This window comes from Sedimenticola hydrogenitrophicus (genome assembly GCF_025175675.1).
GTDB lineage: Bacteria > Pseudomonadota > Gammaproteobacteria > Chromatiales > Chromatiaceae > Sedimenticola > Sedimenticola hydrogenitrophicus.
In genome coordinates, this window is record NZ_JANIOA010000018.1 from 69,431 (window position 1) to 94,508 (window position 25,078).

The 25,078-nt window shown below is 63.5% G+C and carries 19 protein-coding genes; 12 read left to right on the plus strand and 7 right to left on the minus strand.

Annotation, left to right across the window (positions count from 1 at the left end; translation table 11 throughout):
- Positions 1–424: 424 nt before the first annotated feature.
- Positions 425–1,870 carry a TrkH family potassium uptake protein gene (locus tag NPX02_RS11555; RefSeq protein WP_260293731.1) on the minus strand — a complete coding sequence of 482 codons (1,446 nt, stop codon included), beginning with the start codon at positions 1,868–1,870 and terminating at the stop codon, positions 425–427.
- Positions 1,871–2,041: 171 nt separating this feature from the next.
- Here NPX02_RS11555 and NPX02_RS11560 point away from each other — a divergent pair, with 171 nt between their 5' ends.
- The 10 genes from NPX02_RS11560 to NPX02_RS11605 all read left to right on the plus strand — a co-directional run bounded on the left by NPX02_RS11560 (position 2,042) and on the right by NPX02_RS11605 (position 14,194).
- Positions 2,042–3,553: a DUF4118 domain-containing protein gene (locus NPX02_RS11560; protein WP_260293732.1), complete on the plus strand. Its 1,512-nt coding sequence runs from the start codon at positions 2,042–2,044 to the stop codon at positions 3,551–3,553.
- Between the two features lie 5 nt (positions 3,554–3,558).
- Entirely contained in the window at positions 3,559–4,284 is a 726-nt protein-coding gene (locus NPX02_RS11565) for a response regulator (protein ID WP_260293733.1), read from the plus strand.
- A gap of 985 nt (positions 4,285–5,269) precedes the next feature.
- A complete protein-coding gene (locus NPX02_RS11570) occupies positions 5,270–6,511 on the plus strand; it encodes an efflux RND transporter periplasmic adaptor subunit (protein WP_260293734.1) in 1,242 nt (413 codons plus the stop codon).
- Between the two features lie 152 nt (positions 6,512–6,663).
- A complete protein-coding gene (locus tag NPX02_RS11575; protein ID WP_260293735.1) occupies positions 6,664–9,864 on the plus strand; it encodes an efflux RND transporter permease subunit in 3,201 nt (1,066 codons plus the stop codon).
- Between the two features lie 420 nt (positions 9,865–10,284).
- Positions 10,285–10,641 carry a YciI family protein gene (locus NPX02_RS11580; RefSeq protein WP_260293736.1) on the plus strand — a complete coding sequence of 119 codons (357 nt, stop codon included), beginning with the start codon at positions 10,285–10,287 and terminating at the stop codon, positions 10,639–10,641.
- A gap of 602 nt (positions 10,642–11,243) precedes the next feature.
- Entirely contained in the window at positions 11,244–11,597 is a 354-nt protein-coding gene (locus NPX02_RS11585) for a DUF1428 domain-containing protein (protein ID WP_260293737.1), read from the plus strand.
- A 52-nt stretch (positions 11,598–11,649) separates the two neighbouring features.
- The gene (locus NPX02_RS11590; protein WP_260293738.1) at positions 11,650–12,021 is read left to right on the plus strand and encodes a VOC family protein; all 372 of its coding nucleotides are present in this window, start codon (positions 11,650–11,652) and stop codon (positions 12,019–12,021) included.
- 42 nt (positions 12,022–12,063) lie between these two features.
- Complete coding sequence (locus NPX02_RS11595) at positions 12,064–12,474, plus strand: YciI family protein (RefSeq protein ID WP_260293739.1); 411 nt, start codon at positions 12,064–12,066, stop codon at positions 12,472–12,474.
- Between the two features lie 25 nt (positions 12,475–12,499).
- A complete protein-coding gene (locus tag NPX02_RS11600; RefSeq protein ID WP_260293740.1) occupies positions 12,500–12,904 on the plus strand; it encodes a VOC family protein in 405 nt (134 codons plus the stop codon).
- Positions 12,905–12,910: 6 nt separating this feature from the next.
- Positions 12,911–14,194 carry an RNA polymerase sigma factor gene (locus NPX02_RS11605; protein WP_260293741.1) on the plus strand — a complete coding sequence of 428 codons (1,284 nt, stop codon included), beginning with the start codon at positions 12,911–12,913 and terminating at the stop codon, positions 14,192–14,194.
- A gap of 373 nt (positions 14,195–14,567) precedes the next feature.
- Here NPX02_RS11605 and NPX02_RS11610 read toward each other — a convergent pair whose 3' ends face one another.
- The 4 genes from NPX02_RS11610 to NPX02_RS11625 form a co-directional block, all read right to left on the minus strand.
- Positions 14,568–16,496, minus strand: coding sequence for a putative bifunctional diguanylate cyclase/phosphodiesterase (locus NPX02_RS11610; protein ID WP_260293743.1), 1,929 nt, complete (start codon positions 16,494–16,496; stop codon positions 14,568–14,570).
- Positions 16,497–16,736: 240 nt separating this feature from the next.
- Positions 16,737–17,891 carry an osmoprotectant NAGGN system M42 family peptidase gene (locus tag NPX02_RS11615; RefSeq protein ID WP_260293745.1) on the minus strand — a complete coding sequence of 385 codons (1,155 nt, stop codon included), beginning with the start codon at positions 17,889–17,891 and terminating at the stop codon, positions 16,737–16,739.
- Between the two features lie 4 nt (positions 17,892–17,895).
- A complete protein-coding gene (gene ngg / locus NPX02_RS11620) occupies positions 17,896–19,647 on the minus strand; it encodes an N-acetylglutaminylglutamine synthetase (protein WP_260293746.1) in 1,752 nt (583 codons plus the stop codon).
- 11 nt (positions 19,648–19,658) lie between these two features.
- Positions 19,659–21,431, minus strand: coding sequence for an N-acetylglutaminylglutamine amidotransferase (locus NPX02_RS11625; RefSeq protein ID WP_260293747.1), 1,773 nt, complete (start codon positions 21,429–21,431; stop codon positions 19,659–19,661).
- A gap of 200 nt (positions 21,432–21,631) precedes the next feature.
- Between NPX02_RS11625 and NPX02_RS11630 the strand changes: the two genes are divergently transcribed.
- On the plus strand, positions 21,632–22,111 hold the full coding sequence (locus NPX02_RS11630; RefSeq protein ID WP_260293749.1) for a MarR family winged helix-turn-helix transcriptional regulator: 480 nt from the start codon (positions 21,632–21,634) through the stop codon (positions 22,109–22,111).
- 95 nt (positions 22,112–22,206) lie between these two features.
- Here the strand turns inward: NPX02_RS11630 and epmA are convergent, their stop codons facing one another.
- Together epmA and efp are read right to left on the minus strand one after the other, a co-directional pair.
- Positions 22,207–23,196 carry an EF-P lysine aminoacylase EpmA gene (gene epmA, locus NPX02_RS11635; RefSeq protein WP_260293750.1) on the minus strand — a complete coding sequence of 330 codons (990 nt, stop codon included), beginning with the start codon at positions 23,194–23,196 and terminating at the stop codon, positions 22,207–22,209.
- Positions 23,197–23,209: 13 nt separating this feature from the next.
- A complete protein-coding gene (gene efp / locus NPX02_RS11640) occupies positions 23,210–23,782 on the minus strand; it encodes an elongation factor P (protein WP_260293751.1) in 573 nt (190 codons plus the stop codon).
- Between the two features lie 35 nt (positions 23,783–23,817).
- Between efp and epmB the strand changes: the two genes are divergently transcribed.
- On the plus strand, positions 23,818–24,825 hold the full coding sequence (gene epmB / locus NPX02_RS11645; RefSeq protein ID WP_260293752.1) for an EF-P beta-lysylation protein EpmB: 1,008 nt from the start codon (positions 23,818–23,820) through the stop codon (positions 24,823–24,825).
- The last annotated feature ends 253 nt before the right edge of the window (positions 24,826–25,078 follow it).

Below are 25,078 nucleotides of genomic sequence, written 5' to 3' on the forward strand. Positions count from 1 at the left end.
CGGACACCGCGAACCCGACGATATGGCCAGCGCCGGATGCCTGGCGGGTCACAGAACGGCCTTCACAGGGGAACAGACCTCAACTATAGGTCATCACCGGAAATACATTAGTATTTTAGTCAAGAATCGGGGTACGGATCAGAGATCGGTCACAGATACGCCAGTTGCGGAAATATCCCCGCAATACCCCCGGACCAGCCATTGCGGCGGGACAACTTTTCGTACCCACGGCGCCTTCCCGGATCGGTAAAGGATTATTCCTCTCACCAAGAGCGCATAGATTATAGGGGTGTATCGATTTTCCTTGGCGTGCTTGACGTCTTGGCGAGAGTCCATTGGCCCTCTCTCAAGCAGAGGCGCTCGGCCGATAGACAGGATAAACCTGACGACTCCCCCGGCAGCGCCGGGGGACTACCCAAGGGATTCAGCGGCGCCAGAACGCGGGGCTCAACACCACCAGCAGGGTGAAGATCTCCAGGCGGCCCAGCAGCATGGCGAAGGAGAGTATCCACTTGGCCGAATCGGACACTGACTGGAAGTTACTGGCCACGTCACCCAGCCCGGGACCCAGGTTGTTCATGCTGGTGGCCACCGCGCTGAAGGCGGTTACCTGATCCAGGCCCTGGCCCATGAGAAACAGCATGAACAGCACGAAGGTGGCGACGTAGACGCTAAAGAAGCTACGCACCGCGTCTGCGACCCGCACGTCGATCACCTTGCCCTGCAGCTGCAGCGACCTGATCATGGAGGGGTGCATCAGCCGCTGGATCTCCAGTCCTGCCCCCTTGCCCATGATGACGAAGCGGATCACTTTCATGCCGCCGGCGGTGGAGCCGGCACAGCCGCCGACAAAACTGATCAGGATCAGCAGCAGTGGCAGCATGGTGGGCCAGACTGAGAAATCGTCGATGCCATAGCCGGTACTGGTGACGACCGAGGCGACGGTAAACGAGGCGTAGCGCAGGGACTCCAGCAGGCTGTCCCGGGCGCCCTCGAGGTAGAGCACGGCACTGGTCACCAGGATCACCGCGAGGACCAGCGACAGGAACACCCGGACCTCCACGCTCTGCCAGTAGGGGCGAAAAGAGAGCTGTTTCCAGACCAGAAAATGGACACTGAAACTGATCCCGCCGAGCAGCATGAACAGGGTCGCCACATTCTCTATAAAGACACTGTCAAAATAACCCAGGCTGGCATCATGGGTGGAGAAACCGCCGGTGGAGACGGTGGTCAGGCTGTGTGCCACGGCATCGAACAGGGACATGCCGCCGGCCCAGTAAAGTAGCGCGCAGGCCAGGGTCATCACCAGATAGAGCTTCCACAGCGCCTGGGCGGTGTGGGCGATGCGCGGGGTCAGCTTCTCATCCTTCATCGGCCCCGGGGTCTCCGCCTTGAACATCTGCATGCCGCCGATACCCAGCATGGGCAGCAGGGCGATGGCCGAGACCACCACACCGATGCCGCCGAGCCACTGCATCTCCTGGCGGAAAAAGAGTATCGAGGGCGGCAGATCATCCAGGCCGGTGATCACCGTGGCGCCGGTGGTGGTAAAGGCCGACACCGATTCGAACAGGGCATCCGCAACGCTCAAGCCGAGGCCGAAGATAAACGGCAGCATGCCCAGCAGACTGGTCACCAGCCACAGCACCACCACAATAATGAAACCATCACGGGTGCGCAGTTGGGTCTCGTGTTTTGCCGACAACAACCAGAGCACCAGCCCGCTGATCAGGCTGAACAGCACCAGCAGGGAAAAATGCATGGTCTCACCGTCGTGGTAGAGCAGTGAGATAACCAGGGGCGGCAGCAAGCTACCGCTGAACAGCAACAGCCAGATGCCGAGTACTTGGGCGATAATGGAAGGATTCATGGGACCAGGCGGTAACGCTACAATCAGCCGATGGCCTATTATCGGAACCGTCCCCGACCCGGTCACATAAAAATAACGTAAAAATTTTATGCTTTTTTTATTTATCACCATCGCCGCAGACAGCACAATGGACTCACCAACCCAGGATCCGAAACACGGAAACCGGTAGCCATGCCCATAGCCATCGACAACAGCAGCTCCGAACATCTGTTCACCCAGAAACCGATGGCCTATGCCGGGGCCATTCTCATCGTGCTGGTCTCGGCCAGCCTGGCCTTCCTGCTGCACCGGCTGATGCCCCACGCCAACCTCTCGCTGCTGTTCCTGACCGGGGTGTTGATCATCTCCGCGCGTACCGGACTGGGTCCGTCGCTGGTGGCCAGCGTGCTCAGCTTTCTCACCTACAACTTTTTCTTTACCCCGCCCTTCTACACTTTCGACGTAGCCGACGACGGCGACGTGGCCACCCTGGTCTTCTTCCTGCTGATGGCCGCCATCGCCGGCAACCTGGCGGCCCGCATGCACCGGGAAATGATGCAACGGCACCTCTCGCTGCAGCGCATCTCCAATCTTTATGAATTCAGCCGCCGCATGTCCTCGGCCGCCGATACCCGGGAGGTGCTGGACACCCTGGTGGCTCAGTTTGCCCATTCACTCGACCGCCCGGTGGCGGTTTACCTTCCAGACGAGCAGGGAATCGCGACCCCGCGGGCCGGCACGGACCTGTCCGCCGCCCCCCCGGCCATCGATCCACGGCAGGCGTGGACGACCGGCAACGCCGAGCCGGTGCTGCGGGACGGCTGGCAGCTGTTGCCGCTGATCACCGACCGCGAACCGCTCGGCCTGCTGGCGCTCCAGGGCGATGCGCTGGACGGCGAACAGCTGCCGCTGTCACGCAGCCTGTGCGAACAGGCGGCGATCGCCCTGCACCGCACCCAGTTGGTGGCCGACCTGGAACAGGCGCGACTGGTCTCGGAAACAGAGCAGTTGCGTTCCGCCCTGCTGTCGTCGGTCTCCCACGACCTGCGCACCCCGCTCGCCTCCATCATCGGTTCCACCACCAGCCTGCTGGAGTACGGGGACAACTTCAGCCGCGAGGACCGTACCGAACTCCTGGAGACCGTGGTGGAGGAGGCGCAACGGCTGGACCGCCATATCCAGAACCTGCTGGACATGACCCGTCTGGGCCAGGGCACCCTGACCCTGCGGCGCGACTGGGTGGACCTGCATGACATCTTCTCCAGCGCCACGGAGCGGATGCGCGACCCGTTGAAGGGCTGGCCCCTGGAGATCGCCATCGCCCCCGATATGCCCCTGCTCTGGGTGCACGGGGTGCTGATCGAGCAGGCACTGGTGAACCTGTTGGACAACGCGCTGCGCTTCTCCCCCGCCAACGGCCGCATCCTCCTCAGCGCCGCTTTCATCGACGGCCAGGTGGAGATCCAGGTGTGTGACGAGGGCCCCGGCATTCCGCCGGAGGAGCGGGAGAAGATATTCGACATGTTCTATACCGCACGCCAGGGCGACCGCGGCAACCGCCAGGGCACCGGTCTGGGGCTGGCCATCGTGCGCGGCATGATCCTGGCCCACGGCGGCGGCGTCAGCGCCGAGGACGGCCCGAACGGCCGTGGCACCTGCATACGCATCCGGCTGCCGGCCGGCCAGCCGGAACCGGGAGAATAACAGCGATGCCGCAAGAGACCATCCTGGTGGTTGAGGACGAGGCGCAGATCCGCAAGTTTCTGCGCATCAGCCTGGAGGCACACCGCTACAGCGTGCACGAGGCGCGCCTCGGCGATGAGGGGCTGGCGCTGTGCGTGGCCCGGTCGCCGGACCTGGTCATCCTCGACCTGGGACTGCCCGATATGGATGGCCAGGAGTTCATCGCCCGCCTGCGCGAGTGGTCCGGCGTCCCAATTATCGTGTTGTCGGTACGCGCCGACGAGACCCAGAAGGTGGCCGCCCTGGATGCCGGCGCCAACGACTACGTCACCAAGCCGTTCGGCATCAGTGAACTGATGGCGCGCATCCGCGTGGTGCTGCGCGACGCGCGCCAGCCCCGGGCGACCCAACGGTTGTTCGAATCGCAGGGGCTGCGGGTCGACCTCTCATTGCGTGACGTCAGCGTGGATGGCCATCCGGTCCACCTCACCAAGAAGGAGTATGAGCTGCTGCACCTGCTGATCGCCTCGCCAGGCCAGGTACTGACCCACCAGCAGATCCTCCGGGCCATCTGGGGACCGGCGCAACAGGAGGAGACCCACTACCTGAGGGTGCTGATGGGTCAGCTGCGTAGCAAACTGGGTGACGATCCCGCCCATCCGCGCTTCATCATCACCGTGCAGGGGGTCGGCTACCGGCTGGCCCTGCCGATCGCCCTGGACGACAACAATCAGGATTCGGAATCAAATTAATCCGGCCCAGGCGCGCCTGACTCTTCCGGACCACGGAGTAAACTACCGCCGGCAAAGCCTGGGGCCTATTGGGTGAGGGCTTCAAGGGCGCCACAACACCCCCGCGATACCCTGGGCCACCCAAGGCGGCCGGACAACTTTTCGTACCCACGGCGCCTTCCCGGTTCCGGATCGGTAAAGGATTATTCCTCTCGCCAAGACGCCAAGAGCGCAAAGATTATAGGGGTATATCTATTTTCCTTGGCGTGCCTGGCGTCTTGGCGAGAGTCCATTGGCCCTCTCTCATTCAGAGGCGCTCGGCCGATGGACAGGTCAAACCTGACGAGTTCCGGCTGTCTCCCCCGAATCGCATTCCGCGTTTATCCGTGTCCATCCGTGGTTACCCCCGCATTCGCCAAAAATATCGAACCAAATCAGCCTGATTCCGCCCTTCCTGGCAAAACCGCCCAGCCGAAAAAACCGGTATTTCTTGTGCTTTTTTCCTATTTAAACAATGAGGTAGAATCCGCGTGCAGTGCCGATATATGGACTATTATCACTCTGTATCACTGCTCGACGGGCCCGTGACAGGGGCATCGGACACGTGCACGACAGAGGGAAATCATGAGGAGCCAGCATGCACAACCATCCGCCACGACACCTTCCCGGTTGACCCCACCGCCCCACATCGGGTCCGGCAGCCAGCCTCGCGGATTGATCGGCACGCCCCCGTTCTGAAAAAAACGCCGGTATGACAAGACCGATGCAACGGCCGGTGTCGATCGGGCGTTGATTCATTCGTCGACCAGGGAGATAGGGCCGTTTTCGGGTAATCAGGGCGGAGTCGGGTAACCGGTGAGGCCCGGAGAGCGATTAACATTGAAGTGAGCGACGCCACGACCGACTGAGCCGACGCGCCATCGCCCCCAATATACACAACTGATAGATATGGAGTTTCCGTCATGACAACCCGCCCCTTCCCGCATCGGCCCGAGGCACAGGCCGCATGAGCATAACCAGGCAGATCCACCCCGCCTGCGCCGGCCTGCTCCTCGGCTTGCTGATGCTGCAGCTGACCGGCTGCGGCGAGAGCGAATCGCAACCGGCGGATGGCGCCATGCCGCCACAGCAGGTCACGGTGGTGGCGTTGCAGCCCCGGGACCTGCCGGCGCAGTTCGAGTACGTCGGCCGGCTGGAGGCATCGCGCGAAATCGAGATCCGTCCCCGGGTCACCGCGCTGATCGAACAGCGGCTGTTCGACGAGGGTGGCCGGGTCAAGGCCGGCGAGCCGCTGTTTCAGCTCGACCGCGCCCCGTTCGAGGCGCGCAAGCGGGTGGCGCAAGCAAACCTGGCCGAGGCCCACGCACGCCTCACCCAGGCCGAGCGGGAGGTGAAGCGGCTGACCCCGCTGGTCAAGTCCCTGTCAGTGAGCCAGCGCGACCTGGACGATGCCCGCTCCAACCGTGACCTGCACCGCGCCGGGGTGGCTGCCGCCGAGGCGGAACTGTCCCAGGCCCAGCTCGACCTCGACTATACCCGGGTAGAGGCGCCGATCGACGGCCGAATCGGCCGCGCCCTGCAGGTGGAGGGCTCGCTGGTCTCGCCGACCAGCGGTCCGCTGGCCAGACTGGCCCAGGTCGACCCGCTGCACGTGCGCTTCTCCATCGCCGAGAACGAACGCCTGGAGATCGACCGCCAGCTGGCCGAGGGCACCCTGACGCTGCCGCCGCCGGATCAGACCCGGGTCGAGGTGAAGCTGGCCGACGGTTCCGCCTATCCGCACGCCGGACAGGTCGATTTCAGCGACTACCGGACCGATCCGCGCACCGGTGCCTACGATGTACGGGCCATCCTGCCCAATCCGGCGGCCCGGCTCAGCCCCGGCCAGTTCGTGCGGGTAACGATCACCGGGGGTATCCTCCCCAACGCCCTGGCGGTTCCGCAGCGCGCGGTGCAGGAGGACGCCAAGGGCAAGTTTGTCTACGTGGTGGGCCCGGGCGAAAACGGCGCCGCCACCGCCCAACCCCGGCCGGTCGAGGTCGGCCAGTGGGTGGAGCAGCCCGACATGGCCGACGGCGAATCCCTCTGGGTGATCCGCTCCGGGCTGGCGGCGGGCGACCGGGTGGTGATCGAGGGTACGGCACGCATCTTCTTCCCCGGCATGCCGATCCAGCCGCAGCCGAAGGCGACAACCCCACCCACCGCCACACCAACCGCCGCCCTGGCGCAACCCGCTGAGGGGTACTAGTGCTCCGTCAACGTGATAATTACGGATTCAGCGCCCATGGACGGCGTTGCGCCTCTTGCCAAGGGAGCCGACCATTGCCGGCGAGGCGCGCCTTGCCATGAACGCTGACAAGCTCACTGAACTCGCCATTAGCACATTGACGGAGCACTAACATGCTGTCGCGCTTCTTTATCGATCGGCCGATCTTCGCCGCGGTGCTGTCGATCTTCCTGGTGCTCGCCGGTCTGCTGGCGATGCGCATCCTGCCCATCGCCCAGTATCCGGAGATCGCCCCGCCGGTGGTGACGGTGCGCGCCATCTACCCCGGCGCCTCGGCCGAGACCATCGAGCAGACCGTCGCCGCGCCACTGGAGAACACCATCAACGGCGTCGAGAACCTGATGTACATGAGCTCCACATCCGCCTCCAACGGGGTGCTGGAGATCCAGGCCACGTTCGAGATCGGCAGCGACGTGGACCAGGCGGCCCTCAACGTCAACAACCGGGTCAAGCAGGCCGAGCCGCGCCTGCCGGAGGAGGTGCGCCGCCAGGGGGTGACGGTGGAGAAGGGCTCCTCGGCCTTCCTCCAGGTGCTCGCCTTCCTGTCGCCGGACGGCCGCTTCGATGACCTCTACACCAGCAACTACGTCACCCTGAACGTGCTGGACCGGCTCAAGCGCATCCCCGGCACCACCAACGTGCAGATCTTCGGCGCCAAGGATTACGCCATGCGCATCTGGCTGCGGCCGGACCGGATGGCCGCCCTCGGCGTCACCGCGAACGAGATCGCCGATGCCATCCGTGAGCAGAACGCCCAGTTTGCCGCCGGCAAGATTGGCCAGCCGCCGATCGGCGCCGGCCAGGATCTGGTCTATACCATCAATGCCCGCGGCCGCCTGTCGACCCCGGAGGCGTTCGGTGACATCATCCTGCGTGCCGGCGAGGGCACCGCCCTGCTACGGCTCAAGGATGTGGCGCGCATCGAACTGGGCTCCCGGGATTACGACTTCACCGGCCTCTACAACGGCAAGCCGGCGACCCTGGTGGGCATCTTCCTGCAGCCCGGCGCCAACTCGCTGGCGGTCGGCGACGAGGTCAAGGCGACCGTCGCCGAACTGGCGAAACAGTTCCCCGAGGGGTTGACCTACTCCATCCCCTACGACACCACGCGCTTCGTCGAGGTGTCGATCCGTGAAGTGATCAAGACCCTGAGCGAGGCGATCCTGCTGGTGGTGTTGGTGGTGTTCGTGTTCCTGCAGAACTGGCGCGCCACCCTGATCCCGGTAATCGCGGTGCCGGTGTCGCTGCTCGGCACCTTCGTCGGCCTGCACCTGCTCGGCTACACCATCAACACCCTCACCCTGTTCGGCATGGTGCTCTCCATCGGCATCGTGGTGGACGACGCCATCGTGGTGCTGGAGAACATCGAGCGCATCATGCACGAAGAGAAGCTGGCGGCGCGCGAGGCGGCGTTGAAGGCGATGCGCGAGGTGACCGGGCCGGTCATTGCCATCGTCCTGGTGCTGTGCGCGGTGTTCATCCCCATCGCCTTCCTGGGTGGCCTGACCGGCGAGCTGTACCGCCAGTTCGCCGTCACCATCACCATTGCCGTGATCCTCTCCGGCTTTGTCGCCCTGACCCTGACCCCGGCCCTGTCGGTGCTCATCCTGCAGAACCAGGGACGCCACCCGGGGCGTTTCTTCACTGCCTTCAACCGCGGTTTCGCCCACTTCACCAACGGCTACCTGGCCGGCGTCGGCTTCCTGCTGCGGCGCGCCGGGCTGGCCGTGGCGCTCTACCTGCTGATGGTCGGCGCGGCCGTGTTCCTGTGGCAGATCACCCCCGGCTCCCTGGTGCCGAACGAGGACCAGGGCTACTACATCGGCGCCGTTTACCTGCCGGACGGCTCCAGCCTCAGCCGTACCGAGGCGGTGACGCAGGAGGTGATCGAGATCATGCGCGCCGATCCCGACGCCGAACACGTGGTGGCCTTCGCCGGACTGGATTTTCTCGGCGGCGGCTTCCGCAACAGCGCCGCCACCATCTTCGTCGCCGCCCGCCACTGGGACCAGCGCCAGCGCTCCACCGACGACATGGTGGGCCAACTGATGGCGAAGAGCGCCGGCATCCGCGAGGCCCTGGTGATCGCCTTCGGGCCGCCGCCGATCTTCGGTCTCGGCAATGCCGGCGGCTTCGAGCTCTACCTGCAGAACCGCGGCGAGGACGGACCCAAGGCGCTGGCGGCCGCCAGCGAACAGCTGCTGGCGGAGCTGCGCAAGGACGAACGCATCGTCCAGCCGCTGTCGCTGTGGCGCTCGCGGGTGCCGCAGCTCTATGTCGATCTGGACCGGGCCAAGGCGAAACTGCTGGGGGTCGACATCGACACGCTGTTCACCACCGTGGCGGCCACCCTGGGCACCCTCTACGTGAATGATTTCAACAAGTTCGGCCGCACCTGGCAGGTGCAGATGTCGGCCGAACCGGGCTATCGCGCCACCCCGCGGGACATCGGCGCGCTTTATGTGCCGACCAACAACGGCGACCAGGTACCGCTGTCGGCGCTGGCCCGGGTCGATTACACCTCGGGGCCGGAGACCCTGGACCGCTACAACAACGTCCAGGCGGTAAAGATCTTCGGCAACGCGGCACCCGGCATCAGCTCCGGGCAGGCGCTGCAGATTGTCGAGGAGATCGCCGACCGCACCCTGGGGCCGGATTTCAGCTACGAATGGACCTCCGCCTCGTTCCAGGAGAAGCGCTCCGGCGGCACCGCCAACCTGGCGCTCGGCCTGGCGGTGCTGATGGTGTTCCTGATCCTCGCCGCCCAGTACGAGAAATGGTCGCTGCCGCTGTCGGTGCAGCTGGCGCTGCCGTTCGGTACCTTCGGCGCGTTGGCCGCGGTCTGGCTGCGCGGGCTCAGCAATGACGTCTATTTTCAGATCGGCCTGGTGACCCTGCTCGGTCTGGCGGCGAAAAACGCCATCCTGATCGTCGAGTACGCCCTGCTCAAGAAGGGCGAGGGCTACTCCGCCACCGCCGCCGCCATGGAGGCGGCGCGGCTGCGCTTCCGGCCGATCCTGATGACCTCGCTGGCGTTCATCCTCGGCGTGCTGCCGCTGGCCATCTCCAGCGGCGCCGGTGCCGGGGCGCGCCATGCCGTCGGCACCGGGGTGGTGGGCGGCATGCTGGCGGCGACCTTCCTGGCGATCTTCTTCATCCCGCTGTTCTACCGCCTGGTCACCGACCGCCGGCTGCGCACCAGCCCGGAAGAGTTCGAGCAGCGGCCCCACCTGGCGCCGCACCGGTCGCCCCACGCCCCCAGCCACCATCCGGGCGGCGGCGGCCTGCACCCGCAGGGGTCGGAGGCGGAGTGATACGCCGGGGCCGGAGTCAAAGCTGACTCCGGCCCCGCTGGCAGGCAAGGAAGAACGGGGGGACAGTTTTGTAGGGTGGGTTAGGCGCGCCCGGCGCAAGGGGTGGCCGTTTGCATTGCACCGTGCGCGCGCCGTAACCCACCGTTTTACGGCCTGAGACGCGGTGGGTTACGCTGCGCCCGGCTGTTGTCGTGGTCTGGAAGTGTTGTGCCTGTGCGCCGCTAACCCACCCTACGAATCTGTTCTCCTTGGCGTCTTGGCGAGACTACAGATCGTTTAGCGATTCGGGGCCGGCCGGAGCCGTGGCTATGGCAAGTCGTTTACCCACCCCGGGCGACCCATGATGTAGTGGCACCTTTGAGGCACTCACCCACCAAGCCTCGGCTTTGTCGGGCTAACTAACTCCAGAGGAGGAGACCCATGTCCTACCTGTTGCTGATCCTGGAACCCCACGGCCAGCGCGCGCAACGCACGGAAGCGGAGGGACGCCAGGCCTACGCCGAGATGGTGAGCTTCGGTGAGGGGCTGGCCGCCCGTGGCCTGCTGCGAGCCAGCGAATCGCTGCTCGGCGACGGCCAGGGCGTGCGGGTGCAGGTGCGCGACGGCCAGCCACAACTGCGCGACGGCCCCTTCACCGAGACCAAGGAGATGGTGGGCGGCTTTTTTCTGCTCGACAACGTCACCCGGGAGGAGGCCATCGTCATCGCCGGCCAATGCCCGGCGGCCCGCTGGGCGACGGTGGAGGTACGCGAACTGGCGCCCTGTTCCGCGGGTTGATTGACCATGCCGGGGTCGGAGTCAAATCGGCCATAAGGTCTGATTCACCCCCGGCCGTTGGACCGATTTGACTCCGACCCCTGTGAATCGCGATCGCCTTTCGCGGCAGAGCCGCTCCTACAGGTGCAGTAAACCGGGATGTAGGAGCGCCTCCGGCACGAAGGGGGGCGACGGCTCCCGTACCGTCCGGACAACTGGTTACGGGTTGATTAACAAAATACAAAAAAATACCTGATTACCCACAATACTCAGCCATGGTCGAATACCGTTTATTTAAGCCGCGAATGAACGCGAATACACGCAAATAGTGATAAAGATAACCAACCGCTCAGGATTTAATAGGGACCGACACATGCCCGAAAATGGTCGGTACTCTCCAAACCAGCGGATAAGATGTTTACGAAATGACATTATTCGCGTTCATTTGCGTTTATTCGCGGCTAATATTTTCCTCAACACAGCTGAGTTTGATGGGTAATCAGGAAAAAATATCGGAGGCTGTCGATTTCACTCCGCTTCGCCCGTCGTAGGGATAACAGGGACAAAATGGAAAGGATCGAGAAATCGGCTGACGCAGCCGATCAGAATGGAGGAGCCACATCATGTCATATATCGATGGATTCGTACTCGCGGTACCTACCGAGAACAGAGAGATTTACCGAAAGACCGCGCAGACCGCCGCCGCCGTGTTCAATGAGCACGGGGCGCTGAAACTGGTCGAGTGCTGGGGCGATGACGTGCCGGAGGGCGAAGTCACCTCCTTTCCCATGGCGGTCAAATGCAAAGCGGAGGAGACGGTGGTGTTTTCCTGGATCCTGTGGCCGTCACGGGAGGCGCGCGACCAGGGCATGGAGAAGGCGATGGCCGATCCCCGGTTGAATCCGGAGGCCAATCCGATGCCGTTTGACGGCAGCCGCATGATCTATGGCGGCTTCGAGATAATTGTCGACGAGTAGCCGACGATCGCCACAACCAACCGTTGTCGCATACCTGACCAAGGAGGTCGCCATGAACAACAACCCGGTCGTCTGGTTCGAGATTTACGTGCAGGAGATGGAACGGGCCAGGCAGTTTTACGAAACGGTGTTCCAGACCACGCTGGAGAGATTGAACAACCCGGACCTGGAATTATGGAGCTTCCCGATGGACATGAACAGCGTGGGCGCCTCGGGGGCGCTGGTGAAGATGGAGGGTATCCCCTCGGGCGGTGCCGGTACACTGGTTTACTTCGGCTGCGAGGATTGCGCCGTCGAGGAGGCACGCATCGTTCCCGCCGGCGGAAGCATCAAGCAGGAGAAGATGTCCATTGGCGAGTATGGCTTCATCAGCCTGGGATTCGATTCCGAGGGCAACCTGTTCGGTCTGCACTCCATGCAGTAACGGTCTGTCAGACCGGCCAATCTGAAACGGGAGGATTTTAAGATGCGATTCATGATTATTGTAAAGGCCACCCCGGATTCCGAGGCCGGGGTGATGCCCGGCGAGGCGCTGCTGGCCGAGATGGCCGCCTATCACGAAGAGCTGAGCAAGGCGGGCGTGCTGCTGGACGGCTCCGGGCTGCAGCCCAGCGCCAAGGGGTGGCGGATCCGCTATGACGGAGACAAACGCACCGTGATCGACGGCCCGTTCACCGAGACCAAGGAGCTGATCGCCGGTTATACCCTGATCCAGGTGGGCTCGCGCGAGGAGGCGGTGGAGTGGGCGCGGCGCTACCCCAACCCATCGATCGACCGCGGCGAGGCGGAGATCGAGATCCGCCAGCTGTTCGAGCTGGAAGACTTCAGTCCCTCGGAGACGGTGGAGCGTTTCCGCGACATGGGCATCGGAGAGTAACCGGAAACCACAGGAGCGACAGACCATGCGTATCGAGCCCTATCTCTTTTTCGAAGGCTGCGCGGAACAGGCGGCCCACTTCTACCAGGCCACGCTGGGCGCCGAGATCGTGGCCCTGCTGCGCTACTCGGAGGCCCCGGACCCGACCATGTGTCCGGTCGATGATCCCGACAAGGTGATGCACATGAACCTGAGGATCGGCGACAGCGTCGTGATGGGCAGCGATGGCAACTGCTCGGGCGAGGCGCGGTTCCAGGGCTTCGCCTTGACGCTGAATGCAAAGGACGTGGACGAGGCGCAACAACTGTTCGGCTTGCTCGCCGAAGAGGGCGAGGTGCAGATGCCGTTGGAGAAAACCTTTTTTTCTCCCGCCTTCGGCATGCTCACGGACCGCTTCGGCGTACCCTGGATGATCCATGTGGAGAGTTAAGGGCCCATGAGCGCAGGCAACACCCGGCGTGCCATCGAGACCGTCTGGCGTATCGAGGCGGCCAAGGTGATCGCCGTGGTGGCCCGGCTGACGCACGATATCGGCCTGGCCGAGGAGTTCGCCCAGGACGCCCTGGTGGCCGCGCTGGAGCACTGGCCGGAGGACGGGATCCCGGAGCGGCCAGCCGCCTGGCTGATGACCACGGCGAAAAATCGCGCCCTCGACCAGCTGCGGCGTAACCCGCTGCTGGAGCGCAAGCACCGGCAGCTGGGGTACGAACTGGATGTACAGCGGGACACCGCCCGGGCCGATTTTCAGGAGGCCGTCGACGCGGCCCTGGATGACGAAATCGGCGACAATCTGCTGCGTCTGATCTTCACCGCCTGCCATCCGCTGCTGTCGCCGGAGGCGCGCGTGGCCCTCACCCTGCGGCTGCTCGGCGGATTGACCACCCATGAGATCGCCCGCGCCTTCCTGGCGGCGGAGGCGACCGTCGCCCAGCGCATGGTGCGCGCCAAACGCACCCTGAGCGCGGCCCGGGTGCCGTTCGAAGTGCCGCGCGGCGAGGCGCTCGCCGGCCGGCTCGGCTCGGTGCTGGAGGTGATCTACCTGATCTTCAACGAGGGTTACTCGGCCACCGCGGGCGATCGCTGGGTGCGTCCGACGTTATGCGACGAGGCGCTGCGACTCGGGCGCATCCTCGCCGAACTGATGCCGCGCGAGCCGGAGGTGCACGGACTGGTGGCCCTGATGGAGATCCAGGCCTCGCGCATCTATGCCCGGACAGGTCCGCAAGGCGAGCCGATCCTGCTGCTGGACCAGGACCGCACACGCTGGGACCCGCTGCTGATCCGGCGCGGCCTGGCGGCGCTGGAGCGCGCCGTCACCCTCGGCGCCGCACTCGGTCCCTACAGCCTGCAGGCCGCCATTGCCGCCTGCCACGCCCGGGCGCCCCGGGCCGAGGAGACCGACTGGGGCCGTATTGCCGCCCTCTACGATGCCCTCGCCCAGCTGAACCCGTCGCCGGTGGTGGAACTCAATCGCGCGGTGGCCGCGGCCATGGCGTTCGGCCCCCTGGCCGGCCTGGAGATCGTCGACGGCCTGACCGGCGAACCGAGCCTGAAGGGCTATCACCTGCTACCGAGTGTGCGCGGCGATCTGCTGTTCAAGCTCGACCGCCGGGAGGAGGCGCGCCGGGAGTTCCAGCGCGCCGCCTCGCTCACCGCCAATGCGCAGGAACGGTGCCTGCTGCTGCGACGGGCCACTGCCTGCGGCAAATCCGACCCGTAGGCGCGGCGCCCCTCCGCGATGAACGATCAGAGGCCTGTGCGTCGGCCGATCGGCCCGGGGCGGGCCTCCTACAGGTGGGGCGTGCACGGGCTGGCATTCCGACACTGCCGGGAAGCCCTTAAGCGAGCACCATTCCCACAAAGTCCTGGACCGGCCCGTTACCATGTGTAGGCCGGACTGCATCCAGGCGTAGGATGGGTGGAGCGCCTCTATGAACTCTCCGCCGACTCCCTCTCCGACGCGCAACCCATCGTGCACCCACATCCGAAGATGGGTTACGCCGCGCCAGACCGCCGCGAATAGCCGTTAACAAGGGGGCCGCGCCTCCACCCATCCTACACGCGTGTTCATCGGCATTTGTGGGTAAGGGTAGTTAGGCAGGGAGTTTTGGGTCGACCTGCCGTGCTTGGCCGGTCAGGTACTGGCTTTGCAGAATAGGGAAAGGGAGAGGGCGGCTGAACAGATAGCCCTGGAACTGGTGACAACCCTTTGACAGCAGGGAACTGCGCATGCTCTCGGGCTCCACTCCCTCCGCCACAACACCCAGACCCAGATGTTTGGCCATGACGATGATAGTCTCCACAATAGCCGCATCGTTTGCATCGGTCTCGATGTCACGAACAAACGACTGATCGATCTTGATGACATCCACAGGCAAGCGCTTCAGGTACGCAAGGGAGGAGTAGCCGGTGCCAAAGTCATCAATCGAGAAGCTGATCCCGAGCGCCTTTAGCTGCTGTAACCGGACAATAGTCTGTTCGATATTGTCGATGACGGTGCTCTCCGTAATCTCGATACGCAGGCGCCTGGGATCCGCGCCGGTATCGTCCAGCACCCTCTTCACCCGCTCGACAAAATTAGGATCCTTGAACTGCCTGGGGCTTACGTTGACCGATATCGTCAGATGATGCAGCGAGAGCGCCGAGACAGCCCTGCAAGCCGCCCTCAACACCCATTCACCTATCTCCAGGATGATCCCGCTCTCCTCGGCAATCGTGATGAACTCTCCCGGTGAAACCGTGCCACGCTCCGGGTGATGCCAACGCAGCAGCGCTTCGGCGCCGATGAGTACACCGTGACTATCAAACTGGGGCTGGTAGTAGAGTTCGAACTCATCCCTGGCGAGGGCCTGATGCAAACCTTTTTCAATGGACAGACGATGGTTGGCCGCCTCCTGCATGTTGGGCAGGAAGAAGCATGCGCTGTTGCGCCCCTCTCTCTTTGCCTGGTACATCGCTGTATCGGCTTGTTGCAGAAGATCTTCAGGGGTTTTCTGTTGCAGGGGAAAGAGTGTGATGCCAATGCTGGCCGTTACATGTAGATTGTGCCCCCTGATATCAAAGTGGCCGCGGATGAGTGTCAGCAACTCTTCAGCAAACAACTGGGCGCGGCGCGTCGCCCCTTCCAGGGCATCCCCGATCTCGGGAACCAGGATCACATACTCATCTCCACCAAGACGGGCGATGACGTCTTCGTCGCGTAGGCGCCCTTTTAGCCGGTCAGCGACCGCAACCAGGAGTTCATCTCCGACCAGGTGCCCGAGTGAATCATTGATTTTCTTGAAGTGATCTATATCGAGAAACATGACTACGCCCAGGTGCTTGTGGCGCTGTGACCGGGCCAACTCCTGCTTCAGACGATCAAAGAACATACGCCGGTTGGGGAGATCGGTCAGGGTATCGTAGAGGGCCTGGCGGCGGACAGTCGCCTCCGCAACCTGCCGCCCGTATCGCATCTCCAGGGCCCCTAAAATCGTCCGGTTGAGACGTGTCGAGGTGATCATCAGCATGACCAGGAACAGGGCGGACATGAAGGCCATGGTATAGCCGAGAGAACTGCCCAGTAAGGAGAAGCGCAGCACAATGGGCAGCAATGCCAAACTGATGAACACCAGGCAGGCAGTGGTATAGGCCGAGAGCGTGGTAACGGCACCGGCACTCATGCCGGCAACCACAAAAGCCAGGAATACCTGATGCGCGATGTCGTCACCGGGAAACAGGACCAGACTTGCCGTCCCCCAGAGCAGGCCCGACAGAACGGTGGCGATCAGGGCCTGATTTCTCCATCGGCCGATGTCAGCCGGAGAGGGATTACACGCCTTGAATTTTCGGTAATGCCACAATCGAAGTGCCGATAGCAGGTAGGTAGCCGCCAGCCACGAGAGGATTATTTCGCTACTGGTGACAGTCCAAAGGACGATGCCCAGTAACGTACTGTTGATGAAAATGGCGAGCGCTGAGAGCGGAATGGCGCTGTAAACCAGCCGGACCTGTTCCGTTTTGATGTCAATTATAGATCCCATGCTACTTCTTTACGGGGTGGAAATCCTGCACATGGACCTGTTGTCGGCAAGCGGGATGGAAACTTGATCCCTTTGGCTATCAAATATTTCTCGGTAAATTCCCGAATTTCAACGCATTGGAGTCGGGATCAGACCGCATCAAAAATAGCAAAAAGTGTCGTAGCCAATCACCCAGTCTGTAAGTGAGTAGTTTCAAAGTATCCCCTTATTGAGCAGCATTACCGCTCCCGGCGTAATCGGCTATCCGGACTCCGGCTTGTCCACGCTGAGGTCGTCGGCCCAGTCGGTGGGATCTTCCGGGAAATCGTCCAGCGGGCCCAGGGGCCGTTCGTCGCGCTCGAACAGGGGACCGCTCTGCATGTACATGGCCAGCAAGCGGGCCACCGCCAGCACCGATTTCTCATGGGTGCGCTCATGGCCGTGGGAGGCATCCAGGGCGAAACAGACCAGGCCGGTACGGATGTCGTTGCCGGCCTCCACCGCCGAGGCCGAGTCGCTGCGGTAGAAACGGAACACGTCGCGGCTGTGTTCGATACCGCAGGTCTGGCACAGCGAAATCAGGCGCCGCGTCAGGTACCAGTCGAACGGGCCGCTGGAGTCCTGCATGGCGATGGTGACGCCGTATTCGGAGGTGTTCTGCCCGGGGGCGATGGTGCCGTTGTCCACCGCCAGCAGTTCGGCCACATCGCCGTGCAGGATATGCGAGGCACCGACCCCGGTCTCCTCGGAGATGGTGAACAGCAGATGGCAGTCCATCGGCAACTGCAGTTGGGCGTCGCTGATCGCCTTGGCCGCGGCCAGCACCACCGCCACCCCCACCTTGTCATCGAGAAAGCGCGAGATCCAGAAGCCGTTGTCGAGAAACTCCGGTTGCGGATCGATGGAGATCATGTCTCCGGGGTGGATACCCAGCGCTTTCAGCGCGTCGATACTGTGTACCGGCTCATCCAGGCGCAGTTCCAGGTTCTGCCAGGCCGCCTCCTGAACATCCACCTGCTTGCCGAACACGTGCCCAGAGGCCATCAACGGCAACAGACTGCCGCGGTACTGAATGCCCTTGTCGATATACAGGGTCACCCGGGCCCCCTCGGCGGAGCGCGCCGGCCAGGTGCCCACCGAGACCACCTCCAGGCGGCCGTTCGGTTTCAGATTTTTGACCATGGCGCCGAGGGTATCCAGGTGCGCGGCAATGGCCCGGTCCGGTGTATGCACCTGGCCATAAAGATTGGCGCGGATCGCGCCGCGCCGGGTCAGTTCGTACTCCACCCCCATCGCCTCCAGCTTGTGGCAGACCAGTTGAACCACGATGTCGGTCATGCCGGTGGGGCTGGGGATATGCAGCAGCTCCAGCAGGGTTTCGCGCAGGTAGCGACGGTCGATATCCAATATCTTCATAACGTTACCGGTGATGGGTCAGCGTGGTTTGTGGAAACAGCATGTCCAGCATTTTCTCGGCCGTGGGCTGGGGTTCATGATTGGCCAGCCCGGGGCGCTCGTTGGCCTCGATGATGGCGTACTCGGGGCGCTCCACGTCCGGCACCATGAAATCAAACCCGACCAGCGGCATATCCAGCACCTGGGCACCGCGGATGGCCGCCTTGGCCAGTGTCGGATGCAACCGCTCGGTGACATCCTGCAGGGTGCCGCCGGTGTGCAGGTTGGCGGTCTTGCGCACCTTCAGACGCCGCCCCTTGGGCAGCACCCGGTCCATGGCCAGGCCGGCGTCGTTGACACAGCGTTCGGTCTCCTCATCCATCGGGATCATGCTCTCACCCTGGGTGGCCGCCGCCCGCCGCCGGCTCTGTTTGCGGATCAGTTCGGCCACCGTGTGCTCGCCGTCCCCCACCACCGAGGCGGACCGCCGCACCGCCGCCGCCACCACCTCGTCGTTGATCACGATGATGCGTAGATCTTCACCCGGCACGAAACGTTCGCCCACCACCCGGTCGCAGAAAGACGAGGCCTGGGCATAGGCGGAAATCACCTCGCCGGGCTCGCTCAGATCGACGCAGACGCCGACCCCCTGCTCGCCGCGCGCGGGCTTGATGACGATGCGCTGGTGACGCTGCAGGAACGCCAGCGCCTGCGCCTCGTCCCGCAGCAGCTCCTGCTCCGGCACGTTCAGGCCGGCCCGGGAGAGGAACCGCCGGGTCACCGCCTTGTCGTCGCAACGGCTCATGGCCACCGCGCTGGTGAGATCGGTCAGGGACTCGCGGCAGCTGACCGTGCGGCCACCCAGGCTCAGGTCGAAAAAGCCGCCGGCGGCGTCAACGATATCCACCACGATACCGCGGCGATAGGCCTCGTCGATGATGATCTGGGCATAGACATTCAGCTTCTCGTCGCTCTTGGGCCCGATGTAGAGCTGCTCATTGATCGCATTCTTGGTCTTGATGCAGTACACCGGGACCTGGAAAAAGCCCAGCTTCTCATACAGGTGGATCGCCTGCGCGTTGTTGTGCATCACCGACAGGTCCATGAACGAGCGGCCGGCGGACTTGAAGGAGTTGATCAGGGCGATCACCAGCGCCTCGCCGACACCGGAGTGCTCACACTGGGGATCGACCGCCAGCGCCCACAGGCTGGAGCCGTTGTCGGGATCGCCGAAGGCGCGAAAATGGTCCACCCCGGTGACGCAGCCGACCACCTGGTGGCTCTGCTCCTCCACCGCGAGCAGAATCCGCAGTTCGGGATGGGCCTGCTGGTAGTCGAAGAACCCCTCGCGCATCGGCACCATGGAGCGCGCCTTGTAGATGCGATTGACCTGCTCCACGTCCGCGGCATCGGCTATCGGCCGGATCTTGATGCCGGCGAGCGCCACATCCGCCAGCTCGGCGAATTCCAGGTTCAGGCGGTAAGTGAGGGAGGGATCGATAAACAGCTCCCGGGGCGCCTGGGAGATCACCACCTGGGGGTCGCGGCTGTAGAGCGCCACGTCACGGCGCCCCAGACGCTCATCCCGCAGCTGGTCGGCCAGCTGGCGGCTGGAGCGGAAGGTCTGACCGAAGATCAGCCGGCCCCAGCCGCAGTCGACCACCGCCTGTTTGTCCAGTTCGTCGGCTATCGAACTGGGGGGTTCCCCCCAGTGTTTCAGCGATCCCATCTGTTCGATATTCAGATTACCATTCGTTCCTTGCTCTGGTTTGGTCATTGCTCTGTACCCTAGAGATGGTGGGTCTGCAACCATAGTTCCAGCAGGGCCACCTGCCAGAGTTTGGAACCCCGCAGCGGGGTGATGTGGTCTTTCGGGTTGTCCAACAACCGGTCCAGGTAGTCACGGTTGAACAGCCCGCGATTGATGGCCCGGCTGTCGTTGAGGGCGTCCCGGACAAACTCCAGATAAGGCCCTTCTATGTATTTTAGCGCCGGAACCGGGAAATACCCCTTGGGCCGGTCGATCACCTGGTGCGGGATCACCTGCCGCGCCGCCTCCTTGAGCACCCACTTGCCCTCGTCGCGCACCTTCAACTCGGCCGGCACCCGCCCGGCCAGTTCCACCAGTTCGTGATCCAGGAACGGCACCCGCGCTTCCAGCCCCCAGGCCATGGTCATGTTGTCGACCCGCTTCACCGGGTCATCCACCAGCATCACCGTGGTATCCAGACGCAGCGCCCGGTCCACCGCGCTGCCGCCATTCTCATCGGCGAACTGCTGTTCGATGAAGGCGCCGGCATAGTCCGATTGCACATATTCGGACTGGACCGTGGCGGCGTACTCGTCGAAATCACGGTCCATGAACAGGCGGCGGTACTCGGCCGCCCCGGTGCCCGCTTCCAGCAGCGGCGGATACCAGTGGTAACCGCCGAACACCTCGTCGGCGCCCTGTCCGGACTGAACCACCTTGAGGTGCTTGGAGACCTCTTGGGAGAGCAGGTAGAAACCGATGTTGTCATAGCTGACCATCGGCTCGGACATGGCGCTGAAGGTTTCCGGCAGGGTCTCCAGCAGACGGCTGGAGGGGACCATGATCTTGTGGTGATCGGTCTGGAAGTGCTCGGCGATCAGATCGGAGTACTGGAACTCGTCCCCCTTCTCGCCGCCGGCCTCCTCGAAGCCCACCGAGAAGGTGCTCAGGCCGGTCTGACCCTGTTCCGCCAGCAGGCCGACAATCAGACTGGAGTCGAGACCGCCGGAGAGCAACACACCCACCGGCACGTCCGCCACCATGCGCCGGCGCACCGCGCGCCGCAGCGCCTCCAGCACCCGTTCCTGCCACTCCTCGGCGCTCACCGAGCGGTCCTCCTCGCGGCGGCCCACACGCAGTCGCCAGTAGGTTTCGCTGTGGTGCGACCCATCCTTCTCATAGACCCGGATGGTGGCCGGCGGCAGCTTGCGCACCCCCTTCAGCAAGGTGAAGGGCGCCGGCACCACGGCATGGAAACTCAGATAATAGTTGAGCGCCACCGGGTCGATAGCGGTATCGATATCGCCCGCTTCCAGCAGCGCCGGCAAGGTGGAGGCGAAGGCCAGCCGTCCATCCGACTCCGCCAGGTAGCAGGGCTTGATGCCAAGCCGGTCCCGGGCCAGCACCAAGCGCCCCGTGTCGCGTTCGTGAATGGCAAAGGCGAACATGCCGTTGAAGCGTTTGACGCACTCGGTTCCCCAGGCGTGGTAGGCCTTGAGGACCACTTCGGTATCGCCCTGGGAGAAGAAGCGGTAGCCCTGGCCCTGCAACTCCTCGCGCAGCTCACGATAGTTGTAGATACAGCCGTTGAACACCAGGTCCAGGCCCAGTTCGGCATCCACCATCGGCTGCTGGGCATGTTCCGACAGGTCGATCACCTTGAGGCGGCGATGCCCCAGGGCCAGCCCGTTGCGGGTCACAATCCCCTCACCATCGGGGCCCCGGGGGGCCAGTTTGCGGGTCATTCGCTCAACCCGGGCGACATTCGATTCAGCCACTCCGGGGGCATATATCCCGGCGAATCCACACATATAACAAACTCCTGTTGTCGACACGGCAGCCCGCGCAAGCCGACTGTCCCGACGAATTCCGCCGCGTCCTTCTCATGATAATTCTAATAAGTTATTATTACACTTCTAATGTTTAGAGTCCAAATGGTTAGTTGAGAATTGGTTGAAATATGAAAACTGGCTATAATCCCCCACCCTTCAAATTCAACCTAACCCAACTCATGGCCGAAAATCAGTATTGGCATGACGTGCTCGTCTCCCTGCGCCGCATTATTCGCGCAACCGATCTGCAGTCAAAACGCATGGTAAAGAGTTGTGGCCTGACCATCCCCCAGGTGATGGTGCTGCGCGCCATCAACGCCCTGGGCGACGTCACGGTAAAGCGGATTTCCGACGATGTGTCCCTCAGTCAGGCCACCGTCACCACCATTCTCAATCGCCTTGAGGATAAAAAACTGACCGAGCGGGTGCGCAGCAGCGTGGACAAGCGGGTGGTGAATGCGCGTCTCACCGAGGCCGGCCTGACGATCCTGCTCGCCACACCGCCGCTGCTGCACGAGAAGTTCATTGAACGGTTCGAGGCGCTGGAGGATTGGGAGAAGACCCAGATCCTCTCCGCGCTGCAGCGCGTCGCCACCATGATGGACGCGGAGAGTATCGATGCCGCCCCGCTGCTGGATATCGACCCGCCAAACCCCTGATTCGCGTTCATTATCGGCGAATATTTTTCCAGGGTACGGCTGATTCGGATCGCCTGGTCAGGATGCGGTTTGTGGCACTCACCCCACCCTGCGGGCTAGGCGCGTGACAGCGGAAAGGCAATCACCTGTTCGATATGATCCACGCCGGCCAGGCGCATGATCAGGCGGTCGATACCGAGCGCCACCCCGGCGCACTCCGGCATACCCCCGTCCAATGCGGCGATGAACCGGCGATCCATGGGTACGACCGGCTGACCGGCCGCGGCGCGGGCCTGCAGATCCCGCTCGAAGCGACGCTGCTGCTCGGCCGCGTCGGTCAGCTCGTGAAAGCCGTTGGCCAGTTCGATACCGTCCAGGTAGAGTTCGAAGCGCTCGGCCAGCGGCGGGCTGCCGGGCCGCACCCGGGAGAGCGCCGCCTGGCTGGCCGGGTAGTCATAGACGAAGCAGAGCCCGGGCTCCATGGCCGGTTCGATGCAGTGGGTCATCAGCAGATCCAGCCAGGCGTCGCGATGCGGCAGCTCCAGCCGGTCCACACCCGGCACCCCCTGTTGCAGGGCGCAGTTGCGCAGTTGCTCGGCCGTGGCCGGGTGGGGATCGATCTGCAGCCGCTGTTGAAACAGCGCCCGGTAGCTGAGACGGCGGGCAACCGCCGGTTCCGGCATTAAACCCCCGACCAGCCGCTCCACCTCGTCCATCAGCCTATGGTGATCGAAGCCGGGGCGATACCACTCCAGCAGGGTGAACTCGGGGTTGTGCAGCCGCCCCGCTTCACCGTCGCGAAATACCTTGCAGATCTGGTAGATCGGGCCCGAGCCGGCGGCCAGCAGGCGCTTCATCGGAAACTCGGGTGAGCTGTGCAGATAGAGCGGCAGGCCGGCCGGGGCACCGGGACCGGTATAGCGGGTGACCAGGGACTCGATGGCGGGATCGGTGGTCGCCGCTCGGGAGCAGACCGGAGTCTCCACCTCCAGCACGCCCTGGTGCTGGAAAAACACCCGGATCTGTGCGATCACCCGGGCACGCAACCGGAGCGTCTCGATGGACGCCGCCGGAGACGCCCCGGGAGCGGTCTGACGGTCGTTCAAGCGATGCCCCAAGTCACTCCTCTTTGGCCCGCGAGACATACTCCCCGGAGCGGGTATCCACCTTGATCAGTTCGCCGGTCTGCACGAACAGCGGCACCCGCACCACAGCACCGGTCTCCAGGGTCGCTGGCTTGCCGCCACCCCCCGAGGTATCGCCCTTGAGGCCGGGATCGGTCTCGGTGATGGTCAGATTGACGAAATTGGGCACCTCGATGATGATCGGCGTGCCGTTCCACAGGGTGACGGTGCACATGTCCTGATCCTTGAGCCACTTCACCGAATCGCCGACCGCGGCGGCATCGGCGCTCACCTGCTCGAAGGTATCCGGATGCATGAAGTGCCAGAACTCGCCATCCGAGTAGAGGTACTGCAGATCCATCTCCATCACATCGGCGGCCTCGACCGAATCCCCGGACTTGAAGGTGCGCTCGATGACGCGGCCGGTCTTCAGGTTACGGATCTTCACCCGGCTGAACGCCTGGCCTTTGCCCGGCTTGACGAATTCGTTTTCAATAATGGAGCAGGGGTCGCCATCGAGCATGATCTTTAGCCCACCCTTGAACTCACTGGTACTATACGTTGCCATCTTGTCCTCACCAAACAGCCGACTGGAAAACGCGCATGATACATCGAATAGAGCCTGTCTGTCAGACTCCCCTATGGCAGCAATCGCTGGCCAACGCCTTCAGCGACGTCGATGCGTTCTTCGGGTTTCTGCGCCTCGATCGGGAGCTGTTGCCGGCGGCGCGTGCCGCGGCACGGCTGTTCGGCCTGAAAGTCCCACGGGAATTTGCCGAGTTGATGGTAAAAGGTGACCCCGACGATCCGCTGTTGCGCCAGGTCCTGCCGCTCGGCGCGGAAAGCCTGCCGGCCGCGGGCTTCGTGGAGGACCCGGTGGGTGACCTGGAGAAGGCGATCGTGCCGGGGGTGCTGCACAAATACCGGGGACGGCTGCTACTGATCGCCAATGGCAGTTGCGCAGTCAACTGCCGCTACTGTTTCCGGCGCCACTTCCCCTACCAGGAGGCCGCCGTCTTGCGGCAACGCTGGCAGCAGGCGATCGACCATATCAGCCAGGCGCAGGAGATCGATGAAATCATCCTCAGTGGCGGCGACCCCCTGACCCTGAGTGACGCCAAACTCGCCGCGCTGGTCGCCCGGCTGGAGGCGATCCCGCACCTGCGGCGGCTGCGTGTGCACACCCGCCTGCCGGTGGTGATCCCCTCGCGCCTGACGACGGAACTGAGCGGCTGGCTCGCCGGCGGACGCCTGCGACCGGTGCTGGTGCTGCACATCAATCATGCGCGGGAGCTGAGCCCGGAACTCTCCCGGGGCCTGCGCCGGCTCGGCCAGGCGGGCGTCAGCCTGCTCAATCAGTCGGTGCTGCTCAAGGGGGTGAACGACAACGCCGCCACCCTGACCGAACTCAGCCTGGCGCTGTTCGAGTCCGGGGTACTCCCCTATTATCTGCATCTGCTTGACCGGGTCGCCGGCGCCGCGCACTTCGAGGTGGAGGCCGCCGAGGCGCGGCGCCTGCAGCAGGCACTGCAGGCTAACCTGCCCGGCTATCTGGTCCCCCGAATGGTCCGGGAGGTGGCGGGCGCGGCCTCCAAGCAGCCGGTATTCTGAGCCACCACACCACCACCTGCGGGGGCTGAACCCGCTTACAATCAAATATTTACTATAGTAGGATCTGAACCTGCCGATAATAATATTGTAAAATGCGCGCGGTTGGTCAGCGGTTGAATTCCATTTGCAGGATTATAACGATTGCATGGAGACAAAGAACACACTCGGTTTTAAAATGCCTGAGCGCAGCGCCGCGCCCGCCGGTTCGCTGCTGCTTAAACCAAAGGAGGCCGCCGCCTGGATCAGCAGTCTA

What these genes read in the sequence shown, in the direction of transcription:
- NPX02_RS11575 (WP_260293735.1), top strand. Translation starts at nt 6,664, where the DNA reads ATGCTGTCGCGCTTCTTTATCGATCGGCCGATCTTCGCCGCGGTGCTG.
- NPX02_RS11570 (WP_260293734.1), top strand. Translation starts at nt 5,270, where the DNA reads ATGAGCATAACCAGGCAGATCCACCCCGCCTGCGCCGGCCTGCTCCTC.
- NPX02_RS11610 (WP_260293743.1), bottom strand. Translation starts at nt 16,496, where the DNA reads ATGGGATCTATAATTGACATCAAAACGGAACAGGTCCGGCTGGTTTAC.
- epmB (WP_260293752.1), top strand. Translation starts at nt 23,818, where the DNA reads ATGATACATCGAATAGAGCCTGTCTGTCAGACTCCCCTATGGCAGCAA.
- NPX02_RS11630 (WP_260293749.1), top strand. Translation starts at nt 21,632, where the DNA reads ATGGCCGAAAATCAGTATTGGCATGACGTGCTCGTCTCCCTGCGCCGC.
- ngg (WP_260293746.1), bottom strand. Translation starts at nt 19,647, where the DNA reads ATGACCAAACCAGAGCAAGGAACGAATGGTAATCTGAATATCGAACAG.
- NPX02_RS11560 (WP_260293732.1), top strand. Translation starts at nt 2,042, where the DNA reads ATGCCCATAGCCATCGACAACAGCAGCTCCGAACATCTGTTCACCCAG.
- NPX02_RS11595 (WP_260293739.1), top strand. Translation starts at nt 12,064, where the DNA reads ATGCGATTCATGATTATTGTAAAGGCCACCCCGGATTCCGAGGCCGGG.
- NPX02_RS11565 (WP_260293733.1), top strand. Translation starts at nt 3,559, where the DNA reads ATGCCGCAAGAGACCATCCTGGTGGTTGAGGACGAGGCGCAGATCCGC.
- NPX02_RS11555 (WP_260293731.1), bottom strand. Translation starts at nt 1,870, where the DNA reads ATGAATCCTTCCATTATCGCCCAAGTACTCGGCATCTGGCTGTTGCTG.
- efp (WP_260293751.1), bottom strand. Translation starts at nt 23,782, where the DNA reads ATGGCAACGTATAGTACCAGTGAGTTCAAGGGTGGGCTAAAGATCATG.
- NPX02_RS11600 (WP_260293740.1), top strand. Translation starts at nt 12,500, where the DNA reads ATGCGTATCGAGCCCTATCTCTTTTTCGAAGGCTGCGCGGAACAGGCG.
- NPX02_RS11605 (WP_260293741.1), top strand. Translation starts at nt 12,911, where the DNA reads ATGAGCGCAGGCAACACCCGGCGTGCCATCGAGACCGTCTGGCGTATC.
- NPX02_RS11625 (WP_260293747.1), bottom strand. Translation starts at nt 21,431, where the DNA reads ATGTGTGGATTCGCCGGGATATATGCCCCCGGAGTGGCTGAATCGAAT.
- NPX02_RS11590 (WP_260293738.1), top strand. Translation starts at nt 11,650, where the DNA reads ATGAACAACAACCCGGTCGTCTGGTTCGAGATTTACGTGCAGGAGATG.
- NPX02_RS11585 (WP_260293737.1), top strand. Translation starts at nt 11,244, where the DNA reads ATGTCATATATCGATGGATTCGTACTCGCGGTACCTACCGAGAACAGA.
- NPX02_RS11580 (WP_260293736.1), top strand. Translation starts at nt 10,285, where the DNA reads ATGTCCTACCTGTTGCTGATCCTGGAACCCCACGGCCAGCGCGCGCAA.
- NPX02_RS11615 (WP_260293745.1), bottom strand. Translation starts at nt 17,891, where the DNA reads ATGAAGATATTGGATATCGACCGTCGCTACCTGCGCGAAACCCTGCTG.